This window comes from Candidatus Streptomyces philanthi, assembly GCF_059553635.1.
Genome location: NZ_JCANQV010000021.1, coordinates 17,436 through 33,484, shown reverse-complemented (window position 1 = coordinate 33,484; position 16,049 = coordinate 17,436). Strand labels below are relative to the sequence as shown.

Sequence of the window (16,049 nt, the reverse complement as noted above, 5' to 3'; positions counted from 1 at the left end):
GACCTGGGGGGTTCCGGAACGGGCCCGGTACGGCTGCTGGTCCACGAGGGGCTGGGCACCCTCGCGCCCTACCGCCCGCTGATCAAGGAACTCGCGGCCGGCGGGCCCCTGGCGGGGCTCGTGGTGACCGACAGTGACCGCTACCTCGCACACGAACCGCAGCGGCTCGTCGAGGACCTGGCCGCCGAGTACGCGCGCGAGGTGCTCGCCGCCGGGCACCGCGAGGTCGAGGTGGTGGGCTACTGCTCCGGCGGTCTGATCGCCGCCGAACTGGCCCGCGCCCTGGGGGAGAGCGGCGCCGAGGTACGGCGGCTGACCGTCGTGTCCAGCTACCGCATCCCCTACCGCCTGCACGACGAACTCATGATCGACTACGCCTTCGCCCGCGTCATGGGCGGCGACCTGGCCGCCCTCGGATGGCCCGCCGACGAGGGCGACATGGGGCACGCCCTCGCCGCCGCCCTGGCCCGCTCCCCGAAGGCACTGGAGCCCGGGGCGTTCGCCCTGCTCGGCGGGGACGAACGGCTGGAGTCCGTCGCCGAACGCTTCCGCCTGCTGGGCGAGCGGCCCGCCCCGGAACGCCGGGCGGCCCTCTTCCAGGAACTGGCCCGCACCGGCCCGGGCCTGGACGACGCCGGGCAGGTGGCCGTGCTCCACCGGGTCTTCGAGCGCACCGTCCAGGCGGTCACCCACTACGAACCCCTGCCGTACGCGGGCGACATCACCTTCCTCCGCCCCCTCGCGCCCACGCACTTCATCCCCGGCTTCCGGGACGACATGACACGCTTCTGGCGGGAGCTGTGCCTCGGGGAACTCACGGTCACCGATGTCCCCGGCGACCACTTCAGCTGCGTCCAGGCCCCGCACGTCACGCGGACCGCCGCGGCGATCACGGCACACCCCGGGGCCGGGCGATGAGCGGCCCGCTGCGCGTCGTGGTGTGCGGTACCCGCTTCGGGCAGGTCTACCTGTCGGCGCTCGCCCGGCGCCCGGAGCGGTACCGCCTCGCCGGCATCGTCGCCCGCGGCAGCGCCCGGTCCGCGGCCCTCGCCGAGCAGTACGGCGTCCCGCTCCACTCCTCGGTCGGCCGGCTGCCCGCCGACGTGGACGCCGCCTGCGTCGCCGTCTCCGGCGCGGTCGGCGGCGGACCGGGGACGGAACTGGCGCGGCAGCTGATGGAGCGCGGGATCCATGTCCTCCAGGAACACCCGCTGCACCCGGCGGAACTGGCGGACTGCCTGCGCACGGCCCGCCGCACCGGCACGCAGTACCTGCTGAACACCTTCTACCCCCACCTGGCACCCGTGCGGCGTTTCGTCACGGCGGCCCGGCGGCTGGTCGCGCTGCGGACCCCGGTGTTCGTGGACGCGATGTGCGCCGTCCAGGTCTCCTACGACCTGCTGGACATCCTCGGCGAGATCTTCGACGGGGTGCGCCCCTGGTCGGTCACGGTGCCCGCCGGCGCCGGGGACCGTCCGCTGACCGCCGTGGACGCGACGGTCGCCGGGGTCCCGCTGACCCTGCGGGTGGAGAACCGGATGGAGCCCGGGGACGACAGCACCAGCCTCTTCCTGCACCGCGTCACCGTCGGCACGGACGCCGGGAACCTGACGCTGGTCACCACCCACGGCCCGGTCGTGTGGAGCCCCGTGCTGCGCACCGGGACGGACGCGTCCGGGAGGTTCCTCCCCGGCCCGCACGGCACGGGCCCGGGGGAGGGCGGCCACCTGGACACCGGCCCCGAGGTGCTCGGCCCCGCACAAGGGCCCTCGTGGCGGGAGGTGCTGACGGAGGTGTGGCCGGAGGGCGTGCTGCACGCCCTGGACGTCCTGCGTGCCCGCATCGACGAGGGCGGCGATCCGCTGCGCGGCGCCCAGCGGCACCTGACGGTCGCCCACGCCTGGCAGGAACTCACCGAGGCCCTCGGTTACCCCCGGGCGGCGGGTCCCCGCCCCGGCCCCCCGGTGACGGCCGCCGACCTCCTCGCCGGGGGCCGGTGAACGCCGCGTACCGGGTCATCCCGCCCCGTCCTCCGGGGCCGGGCGGGGTGCCCCGGGTGACAGGGGCCGCACGCTCCTTATAGAGTTATTGTACGCGTACATATAACGCGTACGAAAAAGTTGGAGGAGTGGTGGACGAGGCAGGGATGGCCTCCGCGTCGCTCGGCGGCGCGGGGCGGACCGGCCGCACGGCCGGACCGGCCGTTTCCCCGGGGCACCGGGCCCCGCGCGCCGGGGGCCCGCCCGGGAAGGGCGGGACCGGCGGACCGAGGAGGGGCCCCGGCCCGGCGGCCGTACGGACACGGACGGCCGGCGGCGCCCCGGCGAAGGAGGTACGGCAGTGACCACCGCATCCGGCTCGGCCGAGCGGAGCGAGGCCCCCACCGCACAGCCGGACACCGAGGCCCCCGGACAAGGAGCCCTCACCGGGCTGCTGCGGCCCCACCGCCTCGGCCTGACCGCCGTTCTCGTCCTCCAGGTCGTCAGCGCCCTCGGGGGCCTCGCCCCCCTGATCGCCGTCGTCGAACTGGGGCGTTCGCTGCTCCTGTCCGGCCCGGTGGACGAGGGCCATGTATGGACCGTCGTCACCGTCGGCGCGGTCGGACTGCTCGTCCGCGTCGTGTTCGGGGCCCTGTCCTCGGGCATCGGGCACCTCATCGACGGCGAACTCCAGCTGTCCCTGCGGCGCAGGCTCGCCGCGCACCTGGGCCGGGTGCCCCTCGGCTGGTACGCGCGGCGCAGCGCCGGAGAGCTCGGCCAGGTCGTGCAGAACGACGTCGCCGACCTGCACCCGCTGACCGCCCACACCCCCGGGGAGATCACCTCCGCGATCGTCGTCCCCCTGGTCTCCCTGGTCTACCTCTTCCTCGTCGACTGGCGGCTCACCCTGGTCGCGCTGGTCCCGGTGCTGCTCGGCCTGGCACTGAACCTCATGCTCATGTCGGACAGCCGGCGACGCGACCAACTCGCCCTGGACGCGGCCATGGGACGGATCGCCGGCTCCGCCGTCGAGTTCGTCGAGGGCATCTCGGTCGTGAAGGCGTTCGGCGGATCGGGCCGCGCGCACCGCGCCTTCATCAAGGCGGCGGACGACTTCGCCGACTACTTCCTCGGCTGGGTCCTCGGCGTGGCGGGCCTCGGCGCCCTGGCCGCCCTGGTGCTGTCGCCGCCCTTCGTCCTGGTCCTCGTCCTCACCGGCGGCACGGCCCTGATCACCACGGACGCCATGCCGCCCGCCGACCTGCTGCCCTTCCTGCTGCTGTCCCTCGGCCTGACCGCCCCCGTCGCCGCCCTCGGACACGGCCTCGACGACATCCAGGCGGCCCAGCGGGCGGCCGGCCGCATCCGCGGCCTGCTCCGCGTGGCACCGCTGCCCGGGCCGCCGCGGCCCGTGACCCCGAGCGGCCACCGGGTGGAACTGCGCGACGTCGGCTTCTCCTACGAGCCCGGACACGAGGTCCTGCGCGGCGTCGACCTCGTCCTCGAACAGGGCACCGTCACCGCCCTGGTGGGACCCTCCGGCGGCGGCAAGTCCACCCTGGCGCAACTGCTGCCGCGATTCTTCGACCCGACGCACGGAACCGTCCTGCTCGGCGGCGTCGACCTGCGCGACATCGCGTCACGGGACCTGTACCGCCTGGTCTCCTTCGTCTTCCAGGACGTACGGCTGCTGCGCGCCAGCATCGCCGACAACATCGCCCTCGCGGTCCCGCACGCCGACCGCGACGACATCGTCCGCGCCGCCCGCCTCGCCCGCATCCACGACCGCGTCCTCGAACTGCCCCGCGGCTACGACTCCGTGATCGGCGAGGACGCGGGACTCTCCGGCGGGGAGGCCCAGCGGATCTCCATCGCCCGCGCCCTGCTCACCGACGCCCCGGTCCTGGTGCTCGACGAGGCCACCGCGTTCGCCGACCCCCGCACCGAGCACGAGGTGCGCCACGCCCTGGACACGCTCAGGGAGAACCGCACCCAACTGGTCATCGCCCACCGCCTGGAGACCATCGCCGAGGCCGACACCGTCGTGGTCCTGGAGAACGGGACCGTGGCGGAACGCGGCACCCCCGCCGAACTCCTCGCGACGGACGGACGGTTCGCCGCGATGTGGGAGGCACAACAGGCATGGTCCGACACCGTGCCGCCAGGCCACGGCACGACCGTGCGAGGAGGAGAGTCCCGGTGATCCGTCTGCTGCTGCGCATCCTCGGCGACGCGCACGCGCGCCCGCTGCGGCGCACCCTCTCCCTGATGACCGCGACCGCCGTGGCCGAGGGCCTCTCCTACGCGCTGCTCGTCCCGCTGCTCGGCGCCCTCTTCGGCGGCCGGCCCGGCGCCGCCTGGCCCTGGCTCGGCGCCTTCGCGGCCGCCGCGGCCGTCTGCGCCGTCCTCCGCTACCGCTCGGACGTCTCCGGCTTCCGCGTCGGCGCCGCGCTCTCCCGCGGCCTGCACCACCGGCTCGGCGACCACCTGGCCCGGCTGCCCCTGGGCTGGTTCACCCCCCGGCGCGTGGGTGACGTCTCCGTCCTCGCCAGCCGCAGCGTGCTCCAGGTGATGGCGGTTCCGGCCCACCGCCTCCAGCCACTCATCGGGGCCTGCTTCACCCCGCTCACCGTGGTCGTGGTGATGCTCTGCCACGACTGGCGGATGGGCCTGGCCGCACTCGTGGCCGTCCCCGTCGTCGCGGCCGCGCAGATCTGGACCGGCCGGGCCACGGCGGCCCAGGACGCCGAACGCGCGCGGCGCGGCGACGAGGCCGCCGGACGCGTCATCGAGTACGTGCGCGCCCAGCCCGTACTGCGCGTGGGCGGCCGCACCACCGACGGCTTCCGGCTGCTGGACGACGCCCTCGACGGACAGCGGCGGGCGGTGCGGCGCTCCGCGCTGTCGGCGCTGCCCGGTGTCCTGGGGCTGTCCTTCACCGTGCAGGCCGCGTTCACCGCACTGCTGCTGCTGGGCACCACGCTCGCCCTCGGCGGACGGGTCGAGCCCGCCGAGGTGCTGGCGCTGCTCGTGCTGGCCGCCCGCTGCGTGGACCCGCTGCTGTCCCTGTCCGACCTGGGCGGCCAGATGCGGGCGTCACGCGGTGAACTGGAACGGCTCGACGCCGTCCTGAGGGAGAAGCCGCTGCCGGAACCGGAAACGGCCGTCGCACCGCGCGGCAGCGACCTCGCCTTCGACTCGGTCGTCTTCCGCCGGGGCGGCCGTACGGTCCTCGACGGACTGTCCCTCACCGTGCCCCAGGGCAAGCGCCTCGCGGTCGTCGGCCCCTCCGGCGCGGGCAAGAGCACCCTGCTGCAACTCCTCGCGCGCTTCCACGACGTGGACGCCGGCACCGTACGGTTCGGCGGCGTCGACGTCCGCGACATCGGCACCGAGAACCTGATGAGCCGCATCTCCGTCGTCTTCCAGGACGTCTACCTCTTCGACGGCACCATCGAGGAGAACATCCGTCTCGGCCGCCCCGGCGCCGACGACGCCGAGGTCCGCGCCGCCGCCGCGGCCGCCCGCCTGGACGAGGTCGCCGCCCGGCTCCCGGAGGGCTGGTCGACCAGGGTCGGCGAGGGCGGCGCGGTCCTCTCCGGCGGGGAACGCCAACGCGTCTCCATCGCCCGGGCGTTGCTCAAGGACGCCCCCGTGGTCCTGCTGGACGAGGCGACCTCCGCACTGGACCCGGAGAACGAACGGGCCGTCCAGCAGGGCATCGACCGCCTGCTGGAGGGGCGGACGGTGGTGATGGTCGCCCACCGGCTGCGCACCGTCCGCCAGGCGCACAGCATCGCCTTCCTGGACGACGGGCACATCGTCGAGCAGGGAACCCACGACGAACTGCTGCGACAGGGCGGGCACTACGCCCGGTTCTGGCAGGTCTCCCTGGCACCCGTACCGAGTGAGTGAGGCAGACATGGTCCCCCAGCCCCCGGCACCGGCCCGGCCCGGGAAGGCGGTGCGCCGCCCGGCGCCCCGGGTGTGCGCCAGAGCCCGGGTGCTGTGCTTCCCGCACGCCGGCGGCGCCGCGAGCCACTACCGCCGATGGGCGGTGGACGCCCCGTGGGACGTCGAGTTCGCGCCGGTCCAGTACCCGGGCCGGGAGGACCGCTACGCCGAGCCGGCGCCGACCACCATGGCGGACCTGGCCGGCGCGATCACCGGCGAACTCCTCGCCGGCCGGCAGGAGGGCGCGGACCTGCCGACGGTGCTGTTCGGGCACAGCATGGGCGCCGCCGTCGCGTACGAGGTCGCCCGGGGACTGACCGCCGCCGGCCGGGCACCCGCCGCCCTGGTGGTGTCCGGCCGCCCGGCGCCGCGGCTGTCCCGGCCGGGTACCGTGCACCTCGGCACCGACGACGACCTGGTGGCCGATCTGCGCCGCCTCGGCGGCACCGGCACCGGCGTCCTGGACGACGCGTCGCTGATGACCGCCGTGCTGCCCACCGTCCGGTGCGACTACCGGCTGATCGAGACGTACCGGCCGCTGCCCGGCGTCCCGCTGCGCGCCCCGGTCACCGTCCTGTACGGGGACAAGGACCCCGAGGTCGACGAACGGGAGGCCGCGGCGTGGCGCGAGGCCACCGAGGGGCCCTGCCGGCTCCGCGCGTTCCCGGGAGCGCACTTCTACCTGGAGGAGCACCGCCGGCAGGTACTCGGCACCCTCGTGGCGCAGGCGCGGGAGGCGACGGCCGGCACATCCGCGGCGTGGCCCGCCCTGCCCTGATCCGTGCGGCCCCGCCACGGCGCGGGCCGGACGCGGGGCCCGGCCCGGTGGGGTTCACCCCTCACCGGGCCGCGCGGCCGTCCGTGCCGGGTCAGGCCCGGGCGATCAGCCCGTCGACCACCGCTTCGAGGCCCTGACGGTGGGTGTCGCGGCCGGTGAGCTCGGCCCACCGGGCGGAGAGGGAGGCGAGCCGGGGGTAGGCGTCCGCGGGCAGGGCGGCGAACGTCTGGTCACGGTGCGAGGGCTGGTCGCTCTCGGCCCGCCGGCGCTCGCGCGTCACCCGGATCATCAACTCGCCCACGGTGTAGTACCAGACGACGCGGTACGCGTCGACGGCCTGTTCGGGCGTGAGGCCGCAGTCGACGGCCGCGTCCACGATCGCCTCGACGATCCACAGCGCGGAGACGGCCATGAGGTCGTCCGAGGCGAGGACCTCGACGATCCAGGGACAGCCGGCCAGCACGTCGTGCAGCAACCGGCCGGCGGCGACCATCCGCTCGCGCGGGTCCTTCGGCAGTTCGGGGCGGGGGATGCTCCGGGCGTGCTCCTCCAGCAGGAGCAGCAGCAGCTCATCCTTGTCGCGCACATGGTGATAGAGCGCCATCGGCGTGCTGCCGAGCTCCTTCGCCAGGCGTCTCATCGACAGGGCGCCGGCGCCTTCCGCCTCCAGCAGGCGCTGCGCGGCCGAGATGATCGCCTCCCGCGACAGCCGGGGCGGACGACCGGTTCTTCCAGTGCGCTTCGTTGGGGACTGCATCCGTCCATCTTCCTTCACATGTGGGCGAGGGCGTCCGCGGCCCGTCGTGGAGCGGGGCGGTGTCGTGCCGGGGCGCGGCATCCGCGGTTGCCGCGCGAGGGGTTCCGGCTCCGCCGCACCCGGTCCCCGGCCGGTTTCACCGCGGCCCGGCCGCAGGGCCGTTCCGGCAGGCAGGGCCCTGTTCCGCGGCGCCGGGACCGGTGCGGGGGTGACAACCGATCAACCTCCCGCTATGGTTATTGTACGCGTACAACTTACGGGTACGAAAACTCTGGAGGAGCGGATGTCCCAGGCGGCCGGATCCGACGCCGACGGGTCGCCGTCCCCCCGGCGCGGGCGCGCGACCGGCGTGCGCCTCCGCGCCGGCCAGGCGCTCCGGCCGCGCGGCGTGCGACGCCCGTCGGCCCGCGCCCTGCCCGGCCCGCTCCGGACGCGGAGTCACCAGCCGCGGCGGCAGGGGTTGTCATCCCCCGTCGGCCCCCTGCCGCCGCTTTCCCGTTCCGCCACCCCGGTGCCGGGCCCGGAAAATGCCGCCCCGGAACCGGTGTGTAATTAACCGGATACCTGCCTTCGAGGGGCCGCGAGTAATCCCGGTGCCCTTTGCAACCTCTGTTGATCGGCTGAATCCGATTGGGTACACTCGCCAACTAGTTCGGCCGATGCGTTAATCCGCATCGGCGTGGCTGGTTTCCGACACCGAGGTAGCGATGTCTGGTCGGCGTGTATCGATGGGGAACTGCGGCCGATCGCGATCCATGCGATCAGCCAATTCTGTGGCGTGCGCCGCCGGAGTGGCCGGGGCGAAATCCGGCTACCTCGGACCGAAGTCGCCGGTCCAGCCATGAGTATGAGGCCGGGTTTTCTTCTGCGATATGCAGGGAAGCCCGTTCCGATTTCCTTCTGAATTCTTATTTCCCGACGAGTGCAGCCCTTGCGTCGAAGGGTGTGCGTTGCACTCATCGCGGTGTGCGCGGACGGCATATTTTCCGGCCGAAAGATCTGCCGTCCCCTCCGCGCACACGTGTGCGTCCTGTGCGGTCCGCTCGATCTGTCATGAATTTCCCGCAGGGCGAATAGTCGTTGGCGGGCTCACCCCTGCCCAGCCAGACGCGGCGTCGCCCTCCCATCGGAGGAAGTGAAATGAAGGCTCATTACCGCACCGCCGTGGTGGAAACAGCGCGCGAACCGCTGGACATCGCCGTCGGCCTCGCCGCCTCCGGCCACTTCGACACCTTAGTGGTCCACGAGGGGCCGGACGGCTGGTCCATGGCCGGCGGCATCGCCGCGGAGGTCGTCGTCGACGCCGAGAACATCCGATGTCGCACACGCGGCACGACCCACGAGGAACCCTGGTTCGGGGACCCCCTCGCGGCGGTGCAGAAGTTCCTGTCCGGCCTGCCCATCGCCGACTGGACCGCGTACGGCTGGTGCGCCTTCGAACTCTCCCACGCCATCGCCGGAATGACGGCCGAGGAGGGAACACTGCTCCACCTCGTGGTCCCGGAGACGGAACTCCGGCTGACCGGCACCCGGATCGACCTGCGCAGCCTGGACGGCGCCGCGCTCACCGCGGTGGAGAACGCCCTGTCCCGCCTCGCGGACACACCGGATGCCGCACCGGCCGAACCCGCGCCCGTCCACGTCGACCTGGAGACCGGCGCCGACGACTACCGCCTGGGCGTGGCCTCGCTCGTCGGGCAGATCCGCGCGGGAACCCTCCAGAAGGCCATCCTCTCCCGCGAGATACCCGTCACCACCGAGATCGACTTCCCCGCCAGCTACCGCAGGGGCCGCCGCGAGAACAACCCGGCCAGGTCCTTCCTCCTGGACATGGGCGGACTGCGCTGCTTCGGCTTCAGCCCCGAGACCGTCGTCGAGGTCTTCGCCGACCGCCGGGTCACCAGCCAGCCCCTCGCCGGCACCCGCGCCCTGACGACCGACCCCGACCGCAACCGCGCCCTCCGCGACGACCTCCTCTCGGACCCCAAGGAACTCCACGAACACGCCATCTCGGTCAAGCTCGCCGTCGACGAACTGGCCGGCCCCTGCAAACCCGACTCGGTCGTCGTCGAGGAGTACATGTCCGTCAAGGAACGCGGCTCCGTCCAGCACCTGGCCTCCAGGGTCGCGGGGCGGATGCCGGAAGGGGCCAGCCCCTGGGACGCGTTCGCCGCCGTCTTCCCCGCCGTCACCGCCTCCGGGGTGCCCAAGCACGCCGCCTACCGCGTCATCCGCGAGCACGAGAAGAACCGCCGCGGACCGTACGCCGGCGCCGTACTCAAGGTCGCCGAGGACGGCAGCATGGACGCCGCCCTGGTCCTGCGCAGCGTCTACGCGCAGGACGGCCGCACCTGGCTGCGGGCCGGTGCCGGGATCGTCGAACAGTCCCGGCCCGAACGCGAACTCGAGGAGACCCGGGAGAAGCTCAGGTCGGTGGCGACGTCCCTGCTGGCACGCGCCGGGGACACCGGGACCGCGACACCCCGTGAGACCGTCCGCGCCGGATCGCACCACTGACCCCGGGCACCGGCGCCGATGACCACCGACCACCGACTCCTGGAGGCAACAGCACCGTGCTGACGACGGGGGAGCCCCTACGTGTCCAGTTACTGGGGCCGATAAGAGCCTGGAGGGACGGCAAGGAGGTCCCCCTGGGCCCGCCGAAACAACGCGCCGTCCTCGCCCTGCTGGCCAGCCGCGCCGGCGATGTCGTGGGGATCGAGCACATCATCGACGCCGTCTGGGGGAGCGACGTCCCGCAGACCGCCGCCAACGGCGTCCACACCTACGTCGCCGGGCTGCGCCGCGCGCTGGAGCCCGGCCGCAGCAGACGGGGCACCAGCTCCGTCCTCGCCTCCGCCGGCGGCGGCTACTGCCTGCGCGTGAGCCCCGACGCCGTGGACGCCCTGCGGTTCACGCACAGCCACACCCAGGCCCGCAGGGCACGCGCCGCCCTCGACCACCGAAGGGCCCTCGAACGGTACGAGGACGCCCTGGCGCTCTGGCACGGCGAAGCCTTCGCGGGCGTCCCCGGACCCTTCGCCGCCATGGAACGCACCCGGCTCCAGGACCTCAGGATGACCGCCGTCGAGGAATGGGCGTCCGACATGCTGGAGGCGGGACGCCACGGCGAAGTCGTCGCCGACCTCTCCGCCGCGGTCGCCGAGGAACCCCTGCGGGAGAAGCTGCGCTGGCTGCTGATGCTCGCCCTGTACCGCTGCGACCGGCAGGCCCACGCCCTCGCCGTCTACACCGAGACCCGGCGGCTGCTCAACCGGGAACTGGGCATCGAACCCGGCACGGAACTGCGCAACCTGCACCGGGACATCCTGGCCGGACGCGCCACCACCCCGGGCCAGGACCGGCCCCCGGCCCCCTCCGGCGACCTCACGGACGGCACCCCGCCCGACACCCCGCGCCCCGCCCAACTGCCGCCGCTGGCCCGGGGATTCGTCGGACGCAGCGCGGAACTGTCCCAGCTGGAACAGGTACTCGCCGACGACGGGGCACGGCACAGCGCCAGCACACGGGTGGCCGTGATCGACGGCCTGGCGGGCGTGGGCAAGACAGCCGTCGCCCTGGAACTGGCACACCGGCTCCGGGACCGCTTCCCCGACGGCCAGCTGTTCGTCGACCTCTGCGGCACGGGACTGGAGGGCACCCCCCTCACCGCGGCCGAGGCACTCGCCCAACTCCTGCGCAGCCTCGGCGTCGACGACGCACGGATACCCGCCGACCCGGCCGGACGGGTCTGCCTCTACCGCAGCCTGCTCCACGGGCGGCGCACCCTCGTCGTCCTCGACGACGCGCACAGCGCCGAACAACTGCGCCCGCTGATCCCCCGTGGCACGGCATGCGTCCTCGCCACCAGCAGGCAGCGGCTCACCGGCCTCGCGATCCGCGACGGCGCCTACCTCATCCGGGTCGGCCCGCTGTCCGACGACGAATCGGCGGAACTGCTCGCCTACCTCGGCGGGGACCGGCTCCGGGGGGAGAAGGCGGCCATGATCCGCCTGGCACGGATCTGCGGTGGGCTGCCGCTGGCGCTGCGCAGCGCCGTCGAAGGGCTGAGCGCGGCACGCGACGTCGCGCCGACCGCGGCGGTCGAGCACTACGCCGACGAACGCCGGCTGCTGGACCGTCTCACCGTGGAGGGCGACGCGGCCGCCAACCTGCGCACCGTGTTCGAGGCGTCGTACCGGGCACTGCCCGCGGAGACCGCCCGGATGTTCCGCTACCTGGGACTGCGCTCCGGCGGCCCGATCACCGTGCACGAGGCCGCCGCCCTCGCCGGCACGAGCCGCGCGACGGCCCGCCAACTCCTCGACCTGCTCGTCAACAACCATCTGCTGGAGAGGACGGCCGACCACCACTACCGCTTCCACGGCCTGGTCGGGATCTACGCGGCCGAGTGCGCCCGGCGCGAATCCAGGACCGACCGCGACCTGGCGCTGATGCGCCTCTTCGGAAAGGGGAGGGGCGTCATGCCGTGCCGCACGGGCGCCGTGGAGGAGGAGAGGAGACAGCACGCCGCCGCGGGCTGAGCGGACGGCACGGGAGGCGGGGCCGGCAAGGCCCCGCCTCCCCGCCCCGTACCGGCGAACGGTCCGGCTACCCGCCGCTGCCCAGCCCGAAGAACTTCACGATCCAGTGAGCGGAGCAGATCGAGCCGGGGAAGTACGGGCCGCCGGTGCCGCACTGTTCGGGACCGGTACCAGGGTCGACGGGCGTGCCGTGCCCGATGCCCGGGACGCGGTTCACCTCGACGGCGGCCGTGCCGTCCGCGGCGAGGTACTCCTCGTGCCGGGTGCCGTCCGGCCCGATGACGGACGTCCGGTCCGGTTTCTGCGGCAGGCCGTGCAGCGCCGTCCACTGGTCGCGCAGCGCGTCCGCGTTGCGCGGCGTGACCGTGGTGTCCCGCTCGCCGTACCAGACGGCGATACGCGGCCACGGCCCGGACCACGACGGGTGCGCGGCGCGGACGCGCTGCGCCCACTGCTCGGGGGAGAGAACGGCCCCGGCGCTCATGCACACGAACGGCCCCGCCGACTCGGCGCATCCGTACGGGATGCCCGCGATGACGGCCCCCGAGGCGAAGACGTCCGGATACGCGGCGAGCAGCGCCGCGGTCATGGCTCCTCCGGCGGACAGACCGGTGAGGTGGACGCGCCGGGCGTCGGCCCCGTAGGCGGAGACCGCGTACGCGGCCATCTGCCGGACGGAGGCCGCCTCGCCCTGGTCGCGGCGGTTGTCGTCCGGCAGGAACCAGTTGAAGCAGGTACCGATGTTGTTCCAGGCGGTCGTCTCGGCGAACACCAGCAGGAACCCGTCCCGGTCGGCGAGCTCGACCAGACCCGAGTGATCGGCGTACGTCTGCGCGTTCTGGGAGCACCCGTGCAGCGCGATCACGACGGCCGGGTGCGCGGGCAGCGACGCCGGCCGGTGGACGTACATGTTCAACCCGCCCGGATTGGAGCCGAACGAGGCGACCTTCGTCAGCGGGGACGCGGCCTGCGCCGGCCCCACCAGCCCCACCCCGAGCAGCAGGACGACAACGGCCGGCAGACAGAACAACAGCCGCCGCCACCGGCCCGACGGTGGGCCGGACGACGTGCGCGGCGATGGTACGGGGACGGGACACGACCTCGGCATGGCGGCTCCCTCGACGGCGTACGGGCCCGCCCCGGCCGGGTACGGCGGGAGCGGGCCCGGGTCCGCCACCGTAGGGCGTACCACGCGCCGGCGGTATGGGGCGGGACACCACAGCCGTCCCGGCCGCGCCATGGGGAACACCCACGGCGGGTGGCCGACCGGCCGCCTCAGCGGTTCACGCGCGCCGCCGGTACCGCCGGGCGGCGCGGGCGTGGGCGCCGGCGAGCAGGGAGCGCGCCCGTTCTGAGGTGGCCTCGCCCGGGTTGAGGACGCAGACCCACGACTGGGCGGCGTGGAGCGGGTGGGGGAGCAGTCGGTCGGTCTCGGAGTGGTCGAGAGGCGGGTGCCGGTCCGCGTGCGCGCCGGGCGGATGGCCGAGGAGGTCCTCGAACGCCTCCCGGCCGACGGCGATGTTCAGCCGGAACACACCGGGGCGGTGCAGACGGGAAGCGGTGTCGAAACCGTCGTAGTCCTTGGTGACCAGAGTGGCGAACGGCATCCGGCGGTCGGCCGGGGACGTGCCGTCCGGGTCGTAGAAGAAGAACGAGTCGCCCCAGGACACCTCGGGCGCGCCGCTCTCCTCGTCCGCCGTCACCACGACGACGCCGGGCAGACCGCCGACGAACGCGATGAGATCGTCCTCTGTCATCTCCCGGGGACTCCTCTCGGACGGAGAAGGGTGCATGGGCTGGTTCTGCAACGCATCCATGCCTTCAAGTTTTTCATTGAAGTGCTTCTTGGGACTTTTCCCCGGAATCCCCTCCCCCAGCCCGGACAGAGAGCGGCTAACCTTCACATCGCACGGCAGGCACGGGACAAGGACATCGATGAGTGACCGGGGAGTGGGACACCGTCCCGTCGATCTCGCACGCCTGGCGGGGATCTCCACCCAGCAGGTACGCAACTACGCGGACGCCGGCATCCTGCCGCCCGTACCGCGCACGGCGTCCGGCTACCGCCGCTTCGGCGACCGGCATCTGCGCGCGCTGGTCACCTACCGGGCGCTGACGAAGGGGTGCGGGCCACGCGCCGCCCAAGAGATCATGCACGCGGTGCACGCCGGAGACGTGCCGGGCGCGCTCGCCCTGGTGGACGCCTGCCACGCCGCCCTGCACGAGGAACGGCGTTCCCTCCAGGCGACCACCGACGCCCTGGAAACCCTCGCCCGCCGGACACCACCGGTACCGGGGAGGCCCCGCACCGGCCTGCGCATCGGGGACCTCGCCGCCCGCCTCGGCGTCCGCACCTCCGCCCTGCGGACCTGGGAGGCGGCCGGCCTGCTGTCACCGGGGCGGGAGCGCGGGACCGGCTACCGGTGCTTCGGCCCGGCCGACGTCCGGGACGCCCAGATGATCGCCATGCTGCGGCGCGGCCACTACCCGCTGCCGCAGATCCGGACCGTCCTCGACGACCTGCGCCGCACGGGCGGCGGCGCCGCCCTCCGCGCCGCCGTCGCCCAACGCCGGTCGAGCGTCACCACACGCGCGGCGGCCCTGCTCGAAGCCGCCGGCCACCTGCACCAGTACCTCACGACCGCCCCGTCCGGGAGCGCGTGAGGGACCTCGCCCCGCCGACGGGACCGGGCCGCGCGCGTCAGCTGTCGCAGGTGGTGAACTCCGGGGCGGTCCACGCCGGAGAAAACGTTCCGGATAAGGCGCTTCCCCGTGTCATACCTGGACAACTCCCTTTGTCTGGAGGAGTGGTGAAGCATCCCGCTGCGCGAGAACGCTGACGCTGTATGCGCACTTTTCGTGCTTGACCGGCCGCTATTGCCCTCCCTGACGCTCACGGCCCCCACGGGCGGACGCGCGGCCGTGGACGGCACGGCGCGGGAAGGCCGTCGTCTCCTGTCCGACGGCCGGCAGGAAAGGACTTACGGTAACTTTCCACGCCCTTGCCGAGCGGACGGCCGGCGGGCGTCCGGAGCCCGCCGACACCGGGCGACCGGTCCCGGCCCGAGGAGGTGTCCCGCAATGGATGTCGACCAGTTGCAGAAAGCGCTTGCGCCCTGGGACAGGCCCGTGACATCGGTGACGAGACTCATGGGCGGCAGGAATTCCTCCACCTGGACGGTCCGTACGTCCCCCGGCTCCGGGGCCGGTACATACGTGGCCAAGCTCGCCGACACCGAGGACGCCGACGCGTTCCGCGGCGGACTGCGGGTGGCCGCCCGTGCCGACGCGCGGGGAATCCCCAGCGGCGCGCCCGTGCCCACCACGGACGGACGCCTGGCCGTGGACCTTTCCGAGGGAGTGCTCGCGCTGCTGGAGTACGTTCCCGGGCGGCCGCCCGCCGTCTCGTCGGAGAACGACATGAGGCGGGCGGGCGCGGCCCTGGCCCGGGTCCACCTGGCCCTCGGGGACGACACCGAGGGATTGAGCGGGCAGCACACCTGGCCGTGGGAGTGGGCCGAAACCTGCTTGCGGGAACTTGCGATGGCACCCGGCATCCGCGACGCGGCAGCCCGCGCCCTCGACCGGGCCCGCGACATCGCCGCACAGGGCACCCTGCGCATCGGCGTGGTGCACGGCGACGCCTGGCCGGCGGCCTTCCGCCTGCGCGACGACCTCCCCGGAGAGGACGGCCTCATCGACTGGTCCGCCACCATGGAGGCACCCGTCCTCTACGACCTCACGAGCTTCGCGGTGATGACCCGCTGGTCCCCGCGATCACTGCGGCCGTTCCTGGACGGCTACCGGCACATCACCCCGGCGGTCGGCGGCGAACTGCACCATCTCGGCACCTTCATCGGACTGCGCTGGATGTGCCACGCTCTCTACTTCGCCTCCCGCCTGGAGCGGGGAATCGTCCGGGGTGCCGAGTCCGAGGCGGAGAACCAGGAACGCCTCGCCGAGGCGTACGCGGGCCTCACCACGGCGGCGGAAACCGTGTGACCGTTCACCGGCCGCCCGGCCACGGACATGAGGAG

The 16,049-nt window shown here is 73.6% G+C and carries 12 protein-coding genes; 9 read left to right on the top strand and 3 right to left on the bottom strand.

Translation table 11 applies throughout. From position 1 onward, the window contains the following. The 5 genes from AC51EU_RS05040 to AC51EU_RS05020 all read left to right on the top strand — a co-directional run. Window positions 1-918: thioesterase domain-containing protein (locus tag AC51EU_RS05040; protein WP_496265416.1), on the top strand; the 918-nt coding region annotated here is incomplete at its 5' end. Beyond that, a complete protein-coding gene (locus AC51EU_RS05035) occupies window positions 915-2,000 on the top strand; it encodes a Gfo/Idh/MocA family oxidoreductase (protein ID WP_496265415.1) in 1,086 nt (361 codons plus the stop codon). The genes AC51EU_RS05040 and AC51EU_RS05035, both read left to right, overlap by 4 nt. A gap of 340 nt (window positions 2,001-2,340) precedes the next feature. Next, a complete protein-coding gene (locus tag AC51EU_RS05030) occupies window positions 2,341-4,182 on the top strand; it encodes an ABC transporter ATP-binding protein (RefSeq protein ID WP_496265414.1) in 1,842 nt (613 codons plus the stop codon). Continuing rightward, window positions 4,179-5,894, top strand: a complete 1,716-nt coding sequence (locus AC51EU_RS05025) for an ABC transporter ATP-binding protein (protein ID WP_496265413.1) — start codon at window positions 4,179-4,181, stop codon at window positions 5,892-5,894. Before AC51EU_RS05030 ends, AC51EU_RS05025 begins: the two co-directional genes overlap by 4 nt. Continuing rightward, window positions 5,887-6,711 (top strand): thioesterase II family protein, encoded by an 825-nt coding sequence (locus AC51EU_RS05020; RefSeq protein WP_496265412.1) that lies wholly within the window; start codon window positions 5,887-5,889, stop codon window positions 6,709-6,711. Before AC51EU_RS05025 ends, AC51EU_RS05020 begins: the two co-directional genes overlap by 8 nt. 91 nt (window positions 6,712-6,802) lie before the next feature. Here AC51EU_RS05020 and AC51EU_RS05015 read toward each other — a convergent pair whose 3' ends face one another. Beyond that, on the bottom strand, window positions 6,803-7,468 hold the full coding sequence (locus tag AC51EU_RS05015) for a TetR/AcrR family transcriptional regulator (RefSeq protein ID WP_496265411.1): 666 nt from the start codon (window positions 7,466-7,468) through the stop codon (window positions 6,803-6,805). A 1,140-nt stretch (window positions 7,469-8,608) separates the two neighbouring features. Between AC51EU_RS05015 and AC51EU_RS05010 the strand changes: the two genes are divergently transcribed. Further along, complete coding sequence (locus AC51EU_RS05010; protein ID WP_496265410.1) at window positions 8,609-9,985, top strand: salicylate synthase; 1,377 nt, start codon at window positions 8,609-8,611, stop codon at window positions 9,983-9,985. Between the two features lie 56 nt (window positions 9,986-10,041). Next, on the top strand, window positions 10,042-12,012 hold the full coding sequence (locus AC51EU_RS05005; protein WP_496265409.1) for an AfsR/SARP family transcriptional regulator: 1,971 nt from the start codon (window positions 10,042-10,044) through the stop codon (window positions 12,010-12,012). Window positions 12,013-12,079: 67 nt separating this feature from the next. Here the strand turns inward: AC51EU_RS05005 and AC51EU_RS05000 are convergent, their stop codons facing one another. Both AC51EU_RS05000 and AC51EU_RS04995 read right to left on the bottom strand, forming a co-directional pair. Further along, window positions 12,080-13,120: an extracellular catalytic domain type 1 short-chain-length polyhydroxyalkanoate depolymerase gene (locus AC51EU_RS05000; RefSeq protein ID WP_496265408.1), complete on the bottom strand. Its 1,041-nt coding sequence runs from the start codon at window positions 13,118-13,120 to the stop codon at window positions 12,080-12,082. A 175-nt stretch (window positions 13,121-13,295) separates the two neighbouring features. Beyond that, complete coding sequence (locus AC51EU_RS04995; protein WP_496265407.1) at window positions 13,296-13,769, bottom strand: DUF6194 family protein; 474 nt, start codon at window positions 13,767-13,769, stop codon at window positions 13,296-13,298. Between the two features lie 178 nt (window positions 13,770-13,947). On the opposite strand from AC51EU_RS04995, the gene AC51EU_RS04990 reads away from it, so the two are divergent. Together AC51EU_RS04990 and AC51EU_RS04985 are read left to right on the top strand one after the other, a co-directional pair. Further along, a complete protein-coding gene (locus AC51EU_RS04990; protein WP_496265406.1) occupies window positions 13,948-14,676 on the top strand; it encodes a MerR family transcriptional regulator in 729 nt (242 codons plus the stop codon). A 474-nt stretch (window positions 14,677-15,150) separates the two neighbouring features. After that, entirely contained in the window at window positions 15,151-16,014 is an 864-nt protein-coding gene (locus AC51EU_RS04985; RefSeq protein WP_496265405.1) for a phosphotransferase enzyme family protein, read from the top strand. The last annotated feature ends 35 nt before the right edge of the window (window positions 16,015-16,049 follow it).